The sequence below is a fragment of the Streptomyces aurantiacus genome (assembly GCF_027107535.1).
Taxonomy (GTDB): Bacteria; Actinomycetota; Actinomycetes; order Streptomycetales; family Streptomycetaceae; genus Streptomyces.
In genome coordinates this window covers 844,442-856,896 of the sequence record NZ_CP114283.1, presented here as the reverse complement: position 1 = coordinate 856,896, position 12,455 = coordinate 844,442, and the positions used below count along the sequence as shown (strand labels likewise).

Sequence of the window (12,455 nt, the reverse complement as noted above, 5' to 3'; positions counted from 1 at the left end):
TCCGCATGGGCCCGAGTCTCAGGCCGTGTTCGCCCGCACCGCCGGCCGCCGCGACGCGATGACCGTCCTGGCCAGCGCCTTCGGGCTGGTCAGGAAGCCCCAGCCCCACGACATGTGCATGGTCGCCAGGGCCACCGGGATCCGCAGCCGCGCCCTGAGGGGCAGGCCCTTGCCCGCGGGCAGCGAACCCACGGCGATCGCGGCGAGGTAGCCGCCGGGGACCAAAAAGCCCCAGGAGGTCACCGCCGCGCCCACCACGAGGCCCGCGACGATCGCGCAGACCGCCGTCGGCGGAGCCAGGTAGCGCAGGTTGATCGAACCCGAGTGGTAGCGGGCGACGACATGACGCCAACGGCCGTAGTCCTTGTACTGCTTGGCCAGGGCCTGCATCGAGGGGCGCGGACGGTACGAGACCCGCAGCTCGGGCGAGAACCAGATGAGGCCCCCCGCCTCCCTGATCCGGAAGTTCAGCTCCCAGTCCTGGGCGCGGACGAACTCCTCGTTGTAGCCGCCCTGTTGCTCCAGCGCCTCCCGGCGGAAGACACCCAGGTAGACCGTCTCCGCGGGGCCCGCCACGCCACCCGTGTGGAAGGCCGCGTTGCCCACACCGATCTTCGAGGTCATGGCGGCGGCGACCGCGTGCTCCCAGTCGTTCTCGCCCTCGGCGTGCATGATGCCGCCGACGTTCTGCGCGCCGGTCTCCTCCAGGAGACGCACGGCGGTCGCGATGTAGTTCGGCGAGAGCATGCCGTGCCCGTCGACGCGCACGACGATCGGGTGGCGCGAAACCTTGATCGCGGCGTTCAGCGCGGCGGGGGTGCGGCCGGTCGGGTTCGGGACCGTGTGCACGCGGGAGTCCTCGCGCACGAGTTCGGCCGCGATCTCGTCGGTTCGGTCCGAGGAGGGACCGATGGCGATCACGACCTCCATCTCGCCCGCGTACTCCTGGGCGAGGATCGCTTGGACGGCTCCGCGCAGATGCCGTTCCTCGTTGAGGACGGGCATGATCACGGACACGGGGGGAAGCTGCGCGTCGGGCTTGGCGTTCATCGCGGATTACGTTACCGCGAATGGGGGACACGGACGCGCGCCGCCCGGTCGCTGCGCCGGGCAGCAGATCGTATGGGCCTACGGTGCTCACGGACCCCCACACCCGGCCGACGCGGAGGTGTCCGCCTTGCCCACCCCGCCCCGCTCCCCCGCCCCACCCCAGCGGCAGCGCCCAGCGCGGCCGCCCGTACGGCGCGGCCGCGCCCGCTGGGCCACCCGGGTGGCGACCTCGCTGTCCGTGGCGGTGCTCGCGGCGGCCGGCATCGGACACGCGGTCGTCACCGGTCTCGACTCCGACATCAACCGGATCGACCCCTTCAAGGACATGAAGAACCGGCCCGAGCGGGGCCACGGCATGAACGTGCTCCTGGTCGGCACCGACGGACGGGACCGGATCACCCCGGAGGAGAAGGAGAAGTACCGGCTCGGCGGCGCCCCCTGCCACTGCACGGACACGGTCATGATCGTGCACCTCTCCGAGGACCGGCGGCGGGCCAGCATCGTGAGCCTGCCGCGCGACTCGTACGCCGAGACGCCCGCGCACATCGACCAGACCACCGGCAAACGGCACGGACCGCACCCGGTCAAACTCAACGCCGCGTACGCGGAGGGCGGGCCGCGGCTGACCGTGCGCACCGTCGAGAACATGACCCACGTGAAGATCGACCACTATCTGGAGGTCGACTTCACGAGCTTCATGAAGACCGTGGACGTCATCGGCGGAGTGCGGATCTGCACGGCCCGGCCGCTGAAGGACACCTACACCGGGCTCGACCTGCCCGCCGGGACCCACGCTCTGAACGGCGGCCAGGCGCTGCAGTACGTGCGCTCGCGGCACATCGACGGGGCCGCGGACCTCGGCCGGATGCAGCGCCAGCAGCGGTTCCTGGCGGCGCTGATCGCCCAGGCCACGTCGTCCGGGGTGCTGCTCAACCCGGTCAGGTTCCGCGACGTGACGCAGGCCGTGCTCGGCTCCGTGCGCGCGGACAAGGGCTTCGGGACGGACGAGCTGATCGACCTGGGGCGGGCGATGCGGGCCTTCTCGCCGTCCTCGTCGGAGTTCACGACGGTCCCGATCGGGAAGATGGGGTACGCCGTGAAGGGCATCGGCTCGACGTTGAAGTGGGACGAGAAGAAGGCGGGGCGGCTCTTCAGGACCCTGCGCGACGACAAGCCGCTCGCACCGCACCGGGTCCGCTCCAGGGCCCTGCGCGTCGATGTCGCCCCGCAGCAGATCCGGGTCCAGGTCGAGAACGGGACGATGACCGCCGGGCTGGGCGGTCGCGTCGACAGCGGGCTGGCCGCCACCGGGTTCCGTACGACGCGGGCGCCCGTGAACGCCCAGGACCGGTCCGCGCGGCGGACCGTCGTCCTGTACGACCCGCGCTGGGACCGCTCCGCGAAGTCCCTCGCGGCGGCCCTGCCGGGCAGTGAGCTGCGCGCCGTGCCGGGCCGGGGGCCCCTGATGAAGGTGATCGCGGGCGCGGACTACACGGAGGTTCGGAAGGTGCGGGCGGAGGATCCGACGCAGGGGGAGTTCGACGCGGTGACGGGCGACCAGGTGGTCTGCCCGTAGGCGCCGGTCGGGCGGGGGCGCCCGACGCCCCCTTCACCCGCCGGGCCGGGTGGCTGTGCGCCGTTCCGCGCGCCCCACTGGGCAGGACTTCGTCCGCGGGACGGTGGGGGCTGGGCGCGCCGTTCCCCGCGCCCCTGACGGGGCGGGCGGGGGCGATCAGGGCCAGTCCGCTCGGGGGGACGCGTACCGGACTCGCTAGTCGAGGCCCTCGGCGGAGCGCCTTTCGCGGAGGTCCATGATGGCTCGGCGGCGGGCCAGCCGGTGTGTGCGCCGGATCTGTGCCTCCTGGTACCGCCGCTCGTCGCGTTCCGTCTCCGGGCATACCGGAGGCACCCGGCGCGGCTTGCCGTCGGCGTCGACCGCGGCGAAGACGAGGTAGGCCGAGCCGACCTGCTGGGGCGGCGTCGACTCGTTCCAGCGCTCGGCGAGGACGCGGACACCGACCTCCATGGACGTGCGGCCGGTCCAGTTCACCTGGGCCTTCACATGGACCAGGTCGCCCACCCGTACCGGCTCCAGGAACGCCATCTCGTCCATCGAGGCCGTGACGGCGGGTCCTCCGGAGTGCCGCCCGGCCACCGCCCCGGCCGCGTCATCGACCAGTTTCATGATCACTCCGCCGTGCACCGTCCCCAGAAGGTTGGTGTCGCCGTGGGTCATGATGTGGCTGAGGGTGGTTCGGGACGCCGAAGTCGGCTTGCCCGGAATATCGGACTCCGGGGCGTGGGCCTGGTCTGTCATGCCGCCCACCCTATGCCGGGGGCGCGAAGGGGTCGTTTTGCATCAGATCTGCAACAGCCCTGGTCCGATATTCCGAAGACTCTTGTATGCCACACAGTCGAGCACTGCACACTGGGGCGCATGAACGATTGGCCCCAGGGATGGTCCGGAAACAACGGCGGCGACCGCCAAGGCCGTGGCAGCGCGAGCGCCCAGCCCGAGGGCGCCCGTGTGATGCGGCAGGTGCAGCGCGGCCGGGGAGCCGGCTCGGCACCTCCCCACGGGGTCCCGCCGCAGCCCACGTACACCGACGGTCACGGCGAGGGCGGCTACGACAGCGGCTACAACTCGGGCCAGGTCTACGGCGCACCCGGCGGCGGCGGTCCGCAGGGGCCGGGCGGCCTGCGGGACCGGCCCGCGCCGAACTGGCGGCGGCGGATCAAGTGGATCTCGATCACGGTGGTCACGCTGCTGGTCGTGGTGTCCGTCGGCACGTACTTCTGGGCCGACTCCAAGCTCAACCGGGACGTCGACCTGTCGCAGGTCATCGACCGGCCCGACGCCGGCGAGGGCACGAACTACCTGATCGTCGGCTCCGACAGCCGCGCGGGCATGACCGCGGAGGAGAAGAAGAAGCTCCACACCGGTTCCGCCGAGGGCAAGCGCACGGACTCGATGATGATCCTGCACGTCGGCAGCAACGGGAACACCATGATCTCGCTGCCCCGCGACTCGAACGTGACGATCCCCACGTTCAAGGGCTCCGAGTCCGGCAAGACCTTCCCGGGCACCGGCCGCCAGGTGAAGCTGAACGCGGCGTACGCGGAGGACGGGCCCGAGCTGCTCGTCCGGACGGTCGAGGCCAACACCGGACTGCGCATCGACCACTACGCGGAGATCGGCTTCGCCGGCTTCGCGAAGATCGTCGACTCCGTGGGCGGCGTGGAGATCGACATCCCCAAGGGCGGCATGAAGGACTCCAAGTCCGGCGCCGACTTCGAGGCGGGCAAGCAGACCCTGAACGGCGAGCAGTCCCTCGCGTTCGTGCGGACCCGGTACGCGCTCGCGGGCAGCGACCTGGACCGTACGAAGAACCAGCAGAAGTTCCTCTCGGCGCTCGCCAACCAGACGGCGACCCCCTCGACGGTGCTCAACCCCTTCAAGCTCTACCCGACCCTGAGCTCCGGCCTCGACACCCTCACCGTCGACAAGGACATGTCCCTGTGGGACCTCGGCTCCATGTTCTGGGCCATGAAGGGCATCACCAGCGGTGACGGCAAGTCGATGAACATGCCGATCTCGGGCAACTCCGGCAACGGCAACCTCCAGTGGGACACCGCCAAGGTCAAGACCCTGGTGGACCAGCTGAAGAACGACGAGAAGGTCACGGTGACGAGCAACCGGTAGGCACCGGAAGCGCGATCCGTTCACGTACGGCGGGAGGCCCCCGGCATCTGCTCGATGCCGGGGGCCTCCCGCCGTCCGCGAAGGGGTGTGCCGCATGGTCTGCGGCAGGAGCCCTACGGCAGGTTCCGTGCCATCACGATCCGCTGGACCTGGTTCGTGCCTTCGTAGATCTGCGTGATCTTGGCGTCGCGCATCATGCGCTCGACCGGGTAGTCGCGGGTGTAGCCGTAGCCGCCGAGGAGCTGGACGGCGTCCGTGGTGACCTCCATGGCGACGTCGGAGGCGAAGCACTTGGCCGCCGCGCCCTGGAAGGTCAGGTCCTTGTCACCGCGCTCGGACTTCGCCGCGGCGGCGTACGTCAGCTGGCGGGCGGCCTCGATCTTCATGGCCATGTCGGCGAGCATGAACTGGATGCCCTGGAAGTCGGCGATCGGCTTGCCGAACTGCTTGCGCTCCTGGACGTAGCCCTTGGCGTAGTCGAGGGCGCCCTGCGCGATGCCGAGCGCCTGCGCGGCGATCGTGATGCGGGTGTGGTCCAGGGTCTTCATCGCGGTGGCGAAGCCCGTGCCCTCGTCGCCGATCATGCGGTCGGCAGGGATGCGGACGTTGTCGAGGTAGACCTCGCGCGTCGGGCTGCCCTTGATGCCGAGCTTGCGCTCGGGGGCGCCGAAGGAGACACCCTCGTCCGACTTCTCGACCACGAACGCCGAGATGCCCTTCGAGCGCTTCGTGGGGTCGGTCACGGCCATCACCGTGTAGTACTCCGACTCGCCGGCGTTGGTGATCCAGCGCTTCACGCCGTTCAGGACGTAGAAGTCGCCGTCCCGGACCGCCCTCGTCTTCATGCCGGCCGCGTCCGACCCGGCGTCCGGCTCGGAGAGGCAGTACGAGAACATCCCGTCGCCCTTGGCCAGCGGCGTCATGTACTTCTTCTTCAGGTCCTCGGAGCCCGAGAGGATGACGGGCAGGGAGCCGAGCTTGTTCACCGCGGGGATCAGGGACGAGGACGCGCAGACCCGCGCCACCTCCTCGATCACGATGACCGTCGCCAGCGCGTCCGCGCCCGCGCCGCCGTACGACTCCGGTACGTGCACGGCGTGCAGATCGGCGGCCACCAGGGCGTCGTGGGCCTCCTGGGGGAACCGGGCTTCCTCGTCCACCGCCGCGGCGTGCGGCGCGATCTTCGCCTCGGCCAGTGAGCGGATCGCGTCCCGGAGCATGTCGTGCTCCTCGGACGGGCGGTACAGGTCGAAATCAGCCGATCCGGCCAAGGTCTCTCACGCTCCAAAGACACAGTGATGCTGACGCTAATTACCGTTAAGTAACTCAAATTTTAAGGGCCTGCCCACGGGAGGGATACGTGACCTTGGCGACAAGGGAAAATCTGCCCGGTGAAGCGCTCGAACACGCCCCGACTATGCTCGGTCAGCGCACTCGGGGCGCACTGCCGGCGCATGCCTGACCGATACCTACTGGAGCATCCATGGCCCTCAAGATCACCGTGATCGGCACCGGCTATCTCGGCGCCACGCACGCCGCCGCCATGGCCGAGCTCGGTTTCGAGGTGCTGGGCCTGGACGTGGTGCCCGAGAAGATCGAGATGCTCCAGCGGGGCGAGGTCCCGATGTACGAGCCCGGTCTGGAGGAACTGCTGCGCAAGCACGTCGCCGGGATCGAGGGCGCCAGCGGGCGGTTGCGCTTCACCATGGACTACGCGGAGGCCGCGGCGTTCGGCGACATCCACTTCGTCTGCGTGAACACCCCGCAGAAGCACGGCGAGTACGCGTGCGACATGTCGTACGTCGACGCCGCCTTCGCCTCGCTCGCACCCCATCTGACGGGCCCCGCCCTCGTCGTCGGCAAGTCCACCGTGCCCGTGGGGTCGGCCGAGCGGCTGGCCCGTACCCTCGTCGAGCTCTCCCCCGCCGGCGAGGAGGTCGAGCTGGCCTGGAACCCGGAGTTCCTGCGCGAGGGCTTCGCCGTCCAGGACACCCTGCACCCCGACCGCATCGTCGCCGGCATCCGCAGCGAGCGCGCCGAGAAGCTGCTGCGCGAGGTGTACGCGACGCCGCTGGCCGAGGGCACGCCGTTCGTGGTGACCGACTTCCCGACCGCCGAGCTGGTGAAGACCGCCGCGAACTCCTTCCTCGCCACCAAGATCTCCTTCATCAACGCGATGGCCGAGGTCTGTGAGGCCGGGGGCGGCGACGTCGTGAAGCTCGCCGAGGCGATCGGGCACGACGACCGCATCGGGAGGAAGTTCCTGCGCGCGGGCATCGGCTTCGGCGGCGGCTGCCTGCCCAAGGACATCCGCGCCTTCATGGCCCGCGCGGGCGAGCTGGGCGCCGACCAGGCGCTCACGTTCCTGCGCGAGATCGACTCCATCAACATGCGGCGGCGCGGACAGATGGTGGAGATGGCCCGTGAGGCGCTGGGCGGGGGTTCCTTCCTCGGCAAGCGGATCGCCGTCCTCGGCGCGACGTTCAAGCCGGACTCGGACGACGTCCGGGACTCGCCCGCGCTGAACGTCGCCGGGCAGATCCACCTGCAGGGCGGCCAGGTCACCGTCTACGACCCCAAGGGCATGGACAACGCACGGCGGATCTTCCCCACGCTGGGGTACGCGGAGACGGCGGTGGACGCCGTACGCGGGGCCCACGCCGTGCTGCACCTGACCGAGTGGCGCGAGTTCCGCGAGCTGGACCCTGCGTCGCTCGGCGAGGTGACGACGGACCGCGTCATGCTCGACGGCCGCAACGCCCTGGACCCGGCCGTGTGGCGGGCGGCGGGCTGGACGTACCGGGCGATGGGACGCCCGACGGCCTGAGCGGCCCCTGAGCGGCACCCGGGCCCACCTGGACGGGCTTCCGGACGTGGGCCCTCTCCGGCCCTCTCCGGCCCTCTCCGGTCCTCTGCGGTCCGGTCCGGCTATTTGGCGCGGTAGCGGCGCATCTTGGCCCGGGCTCCGCAGACCGACATCGAGCACCAGCGGCCGCGTCCCGCAGGACTGCGGTCGTAGTACGCCCAGTGGCAGTCCGGGGCCTCGCAGGCCTTGAGCCGCAGCCAGGTGCCGGCGGTGAGGGACTCGGCGACAGCCGCCGCCACCCTGGAGGCCAGCGCTGACGGGTCCGCGGGCCTGAAGGCCGCCGAGCCGTCGCCCGCCGCGACCGTGACGACGAGCGGGGCCGACGCGAGCAGTTCGTCGAGCAGCCGTACCTGCCGGTGGGCCGGGTGGCCCGCGTGGGCGAGACACGCGACCCGCAGCGACTCGCGCAGTTCGCGCGCGTCCCGCGCCTCGCTCTCGCCCTCGCCGAGCCCGAACCGGGCCCGTCCCTCGGCCGTGTCGAGCGCGTCGACGCCCGACTCGATGTCGAGGCTGTTGACCAGGGACTGGATGAGGACCAGTCCGCCGGGTGCGGGCACACGCTCACTCATGCCTGCGACGTTACCCCCGGCGGGTAGCAGGCGGTAACAGCAGTCCTCGCCCCTCTTGTGCCGTTACCCCCAATGGGGCAGCATGCAGTAACGGTTACCTGATGAAACCCATAAGAGGTAACGAACCGAGGAGGAGAAGTCATGGCTCTCGCCAAGCTGGGCGCCGTCGCCCTGGACTGTCCCGACCCGCGCGCGCTCGCCACGTTCTACGCGGAGGTGCTCGGCGGCACCGTCGAGGGTGACGGCAACTGGTTCGAGCTGCGGCTGCCGGAGGGTGGGACGCTGGCGTTCCAGGCGGCCGCCGGTCACGTACCGCCTAAGTGGCCCGCGCCGGACGACTCGCAGCAGTTCCATCTGGACCTGACCGTCGAGGACCTGGACGCGGCCGAGAAGGAGGTCCTGGCACTGGGCGCGAAGGTGCTGGACGCGGAGGACCGCCGGCGCAACTGGCGGGTGTACGCCGATCCGGCCGGCCACCCCTTCTGCCTCTGCGCCTGCTGAGCGTCCGCGCCCTGCCGTGACCGGCCGTCCCCGTGAACCGTGGGCCCGTGGGCCCGTGAGCCCGTGAGCCCTAGCCGTCGAGCTCGGCGATCTTCGCGGTGGACGGCTCGCGTCGCTGCCGGGCGGCGCGGGCCGTGAAGTCCGCGCTGCGCAGGACTCGTTGGACGTTGCCCCAGGTGAGCAGGGCCAGGTCGGCCTCGGACCAGCCACGGCCGAGGAGTTCGGCGACGAGCCGCGGATAGCCCGAGGCGTCGGACAGGTCCCGCGGATGCGCGGCCCCGGAGTCGTAGGTCCCCGAGAGGCCGACGCACTCGGGCCCCGCGAGCGCCCGTACGTGGTCCAGGTGGTCGGCCACGTCACGGACGGACGGGCCCGTCTGCTCGGCGGTCAGCGGGACCAGGCACAGGCCCTTGGTGGCGCCCAGCTCGACGAGCACGTCGTCGGGGAGGTTCGCCGGGTGGGGGCGCAGGGCGCGGGCGGCGGAGCGGGTGCACATGACCGGCGCCTTGGAGATGGTGAGCGCACGGCGGACGGTCGCGTCGGACGCGCCGGAGAGGTCGGCGAGGACACCGATGCGGTTCATCTCGCGCACGACCTCCTCGCCGAAGCGGGTCAGCCCCCGCTCGCCGGCCCAGGAGGCGCCGGAGAGCGTGAGGGCGCGCAGACCGAGGGCGTGCAGTGCGCGCAGGATGCCGAGGGAGTCGTCCAGCGCGGCCGCGCAGGCCGGACCGAGCAGCACGGCGACGCGCCCGCAGTTCCGGGCGTCCGTGGCCTGCGCCGCGCTGTGGGCCATGCGCAGACCCTCCGGGTGCGTCTCCACCACGGTCTTCACCAGGTCGAGCTGCTCCAGCGTCGCTCCGACCGCCCGATCACCGACGAGTCCCTCGGGCAGGTGCAGCGCCCAGAACAACGCTCCCACGTGCCCTTCCCTGAGCCTGGGCACATCCGTGTCGACCGTGCTCTCGCCGAGCTCCAGGTCGTACCAGGGGACGTGCCGCAGCGCCCAGGGCAGACCGCTGTAGCCGTCCGCCACGGGGTGGGCGGCGAGGAGGGCGTGGGCGCGGGTGAGGAGGTCGTCGGCCGTGTCCGCGTCGGGGTCGGCGTCGGATGCGGGCACGGGCCCGGCGTCAGGTCCGACGGGCTCGAACTCCCTCTCCGCATCGGGGCGATCCAGCTCGCCGGCCTCGGCGGTTGCGTGCAGTTCGTCCTGCAGATCTGCCATGGCAGGGCTCCGGGGTCCGGTGGTGGCAACAGGTGATCCCACCGTGACACGCCCCCGGGACGGGGTCGCGGCGAGCGAAGCGTTCGGGCTACCGGCCGCACCCCGCCCGGCACGCGGGGCCACGACGTTGGCGGCTTTGCCACGCGGGCGCGCCCGGCCCCACGGACCGGCAAAGGCGCGGCAGCACTCTCGGCGGAGCGAACCGCGGAGTCCGGAGCGCGCCCTCATCGGGTGCCGAGGCGCGCCCGCGTCCAGCCGTGGCCCTCACTTCAGCGACTCCCACAGCTCGTTCGCCTCCGGCTCGTCCGCCACCACCCGGTTGCGGTCCGAGGGGGCGGTGACCACCGGCATGGTGACGGTCTCGGTGCGGGAGGAGGAGAGGGCCTTCAGGCTCTGGCCCAGACTCATCAGCTCGGTGAGGGAGTTGAGGTCGGTGTCCGTGGTGAGGCTGCTGGTGAGGGCGTCGGCGACCTTGTAGAGGCGGGTGGGGCTGGTGAGGAGGTCGGTGGAGGCGACCTGGTCGAGCAGGGCCTTCACCAGTGTCTGCTGGAGGCCTATGCGGCCGAGGTCGCTGCCGTCGCCTATGCCGTGCCGGGTACGGGCGAGGGCCAGGGCCTCCTTGCCGTCGAGGTGGTGGGTGCCCGCCTCCAGGTCGAGGTGGCTGTCCTCGTCGGAGATGTCCTCGTCCGTCGTCACCGTGACCCCGCCCAGCGCGTCCACCAGATCGGCGAAACCGGCGAAGTCGATCTCGACGTAGTGGTCCATGCGGACGTCCGTCATGGACTCCACCGTCTTGACGGCACAGACGGGCCCGCCGACCGAGTACGCGCTGTTGAACATCGCGCCGTACGCCACCGACGTCGAACCGCCCGAGGGCAGCGGGCAGGAGGGGCGCGTGACCAGGGTGTCGCGCGGGATGCTCACGACGGTCGCGTCGGAGCGGCCCTCGTCGACGTGGACGATCATCGCCGAGTCGGAGCGGGCTCCCCCGTCGCTGCTGCCGCCGCCGAGGGCCTTGTTGCGCTTGCCGCTGCGGGTGTCCGAGCCGAGGACCAGGATGTTGAGCGCGCCGCTCGGCAGCGGGGTCGCGGAGGCCGACGCCGGGCCGGTCGGGGTCGTCATCGCCCGGGGCGGCCGGTCGTCGCCGAGCGCGCTGTCGATGTCGACGCTCTTGATGTTGTGGTTCAGACGCCAGTACGCCCATGTCGCTCCGGCCGCCGAGGCGACGAGTACGCAGCCGAGGGCGACTCCCGCCACCCTGAACAGCCGTGACCGGCCGGACCAGTTCGGCCGTCGCCCCTTGCCGCGTCCCGCGGCGTCCCCGTCCCCGTGCTCGTCTTCTGCGCTCACAGACAGGAACGTAAGTCCGAATTATTACAAGGAGGAACCACTTTCCGTCTTTCCTTCAGAAACTCTCAGATTTCGTTGAGTTTTCTCAGATGCCGCCCGGTGACGGACGGGCGGCCCCGAAAGTCTTCGAAAGTTTCGACGCCACGGGACCGTTCACGACGGCTCCGCCGTGCTGCTCCGGACCACCAGGCTCGTCGCCAGCTCCACCCGGGTGGCCGTCGAGGGCCGCTCCGCGCGGCCGAGGTCGAGGACGAGCCGGGCCGCCGCCTCGGCCATCTCCGTGAGGGGCTGGCGCACGGTGGTGAGCGGCGGGCCGACCCAGCGGGCCACCGGCAGGTCGTCGAAGCCGACGATGCTGAGGTCCTCCGGGACGCGCAGACCCAGTTCGCGTGCGGCCTCGTACAGGCCGAGGGCCTGGAGGTCGTTGCCCGCGAACACGGCGGTCGGGCGGTCCGGCAGTTTCAGCAGCGCCAGCCCCTCCCGGTAGCCGCTCTCGTGGTGGAAGTCGCCGGTGCGCACGAGCGCCGGGTCGACCGGCAGTCCGGCCGTGTCCAGGGCCGCCCGGTAGCCGTCGAGCCTGGCCCGGCTGCACATCATCCGCGAGGGCCCGCTGATCACGGCGATGCGCCGGTGGCCGAGGTCTGCCAGATGCCGGGTCGCGGCAAGCCCGCCCTGCCAGTTGGTGGCGCCGACGGACGGCACGTCGTCGCCGGGGTCGCCCGCCGGGTCGACCACCACGAACGGGATGGAGCGGCTGGTCAGCAGCGCCCGCTGGGACTCGTCGAGCCCATTGAGGACGAGGACGACTCCGTGCGGGCGGCGCGCGGCGACCTGGTCGGCCCAGGTGCGCCCGGGCGTGAGCCGGCCCGCGCTCTCGGACAGGACGACGCTCAGGCCCTCGTCCCGCGCCACGTTCTCCACGCCCCGGATGACCTCCATCGCCCACGCGCTCTCCAACTCGTGGAAGACCAGGTCGATGAGGGGCGACCGGGACGCCTCGGCCCGGCGGCGCCGGTAGCCGTGGTGGCGCAGCAGGTCCTCGACCCGGGTGCGGGTCGCCGGGGCCACGTCGGCACGGCCGTTGAGCACCTTCGAAACAGTCGGGGCCGAGACTCCCGCCTCGCGGGCGATCTCGGCGAGTGTCGCTGACTGGGCTACAGCGGGATTCGGGCGAGTCATGAACGGGATCGTATC

The 12,455-nt window shown here is 71.3% G+C and carries 11 protein-coding genes; 4 read left to right on the top strand and 7 right to left on the bottom strand.

Translation table 11 applies throughout. The annotated features are described in order from the left end of the window. Window positions 1-18 precede the first annotated feature (18 nt). Window positions 19-1,050 (bottom strand): glycosyltransferase family 2 protein, encoded by a 1,032-nt coding sequence (locus tag O1Q96_RS05615; RefSeq protein WP_269247117.1) that lies wholly within the window; start codon window positions 1,048-1,050, stop codon window positions 19-21. Window positions 1,051-1,177: 127 nt separating this feature from the next. On the opposite strand from O1Q96_RS05615, the gene O1Q96_RS05610 reads away from it, so the two are divergent. Continuing rightward, window positions 1,178-2,626 (top strand): LCP family protein, encoded by a 1,449-nt coding sequence (locus O1Q96_RS05610; protein WP_269247116.1) that lies wholly within the window; start codon window positions 1,178-1,180, stop codon window positions 2,624-2,626. 195 nt (window positions 2,627-2,821) lie between these two features. Here the strand turns inward: O1Q96_RS05610 and O1Q96_RS05605 are convergent, their stop codons facing one another. Continuing rightward, on the bottom strand, window positions 2,822-3,367 hold the full coding sequence (locus tag O1Q96_RS05605) for an acyl-CoA thioesterase (RefSeq protein ID WP_217454789.1): 546 nt from the start codon (window positions 3,365-3,367) through the stop codon (window positions 2,822-2,824). Window positions 3,368-3,487: 120 nt separating this feature from the next. Here O1Q96_RS05605 and O1Q96_RS05600 point away from each other — a divergent pair, with 120 nt between their 5' ends. Then, window positions 3,488-4,753, top strand: a complete 1,266-nt coding sequence (locus O1Q96_RS05600) for an LCP family protein (protein ID WP_269247115.1) — start codon at window positions 3,488-3,490, stop codon at window positions 4,751-4,753. Window positions 4,754-4,866: 113 nt separating this feature from the next. Here O1Q96_RS05600 and O1Q96_RS05595 read toward each other — a convergent pair whose 3' ends face one another. Next, window positions 4,867-6,024, bottom strand: coding sequence for an acyl-CoA dehydrogenase family protein (locus O1Q96_RS05595; protein ID WP_217454786.1), 1,158 nt, complete (start codon window positions 6,022-6,024; stop codon window positions 4,867-4,869). A 212-nt stretch (window positions 6,025-6,236) separates the two neighbouring features. On the opposite strand from O1Q96_RS05595, the gene O1Q96_RS05590 reads away from it, so the two are divergent. Further along, window positions 6,237-7,580: a UDP-glucose dehydrogenase family protein gene (locus tag O1Q96_RS05590; RefSeq protein WP_269247114.1), complete on the top strand. Its 1,344-nt coding sequence runs from the start codon at window positions 6,237-6,239 to the stop codon at window positions 7,578-7,580. Between the two features lie 101 nt (window positions 7,581-7,681). Here the strand turns inward: O1Q96_RS05590 and O1Q96_RS05585 are convergent, their stop codons facing one another. Then, window positions 7,682-8,188, bottom strand: coding sequence for a CGNR zinc finger domain-containing protein (locus tag O1Q96_RS05585; protein WP_269247113.1), 507 nt, complete (start codon window positions 8,186-8,188; stop codon window positions 7,682-7,684). Window positions 8,189-8,329: 141 nt separating this feature from the next. Here O1Q96_RS05585 and O1Q96_RS05580 point away from each other — a divergent pair, with 141 nt between their 5' ends. Continuing rightward, entirely contained in the window at window positions 8,330-8,689 is a 360-nt protein-coding gene (locus O1Q96_RS05580; RefSeq protein ID WP_269247112.1) for a VOC family protein, read from the top strand. Between the two features lie 70 nt (window positions 8,690-8,759). On the opposite strand, the gene O1Q96_RS05575 is transcribed toward O1Q96_RS05580, so the two are convergent. The 3 genes from O1Q96_RS05575 to O1Q96_RS05565 all read right to left on the bottom strand — a co-directional run bounded on the left by O1Q96_RS05575 (window position 8,760) and on the right by O1Q96_RS05565 (window position 12,440). Then, window positions 8,760-9,911, bottom strand: coding sequence for a dipeptidase (locus O1Q96_RS05575; RefSeq protein WP_269247111.1), 1,152 nt, complete (start codon window positions 9,909-9,911; stop codon window positions 8,760-8,762). Between the two features lie 264 nt (window positions 9,912-10,175). Beyond that, the gene (locus O1Q96_RS05570) at window positions 10,176-11,261 is read right to left on the bottom strand and encodes an LCP family protein (protein WP_419586426.1); all 1,086 of its coding nucleotides are present in this window, start codon (window positions 11,259-11,261) and stop codon (window positions 10,176-10,178) included. A 153-nt stretch (window positions 11,262-11,414) separates the two neighbouring features. After that, on the bottom strand, window positions 11,415-12,440 hold the full coding sequence (locus tag O1Q96_RS05565; RefSeq protein WP_269247110.1) for a LacI family DNA-binding transcriptional regulator: 1,026 nt from the start codon (window positions 12,438-12,440) through the stop codon (window positions 11,415-11,417). Window positions 12,441-12,455: the final 15 nt, after the last annotated feature.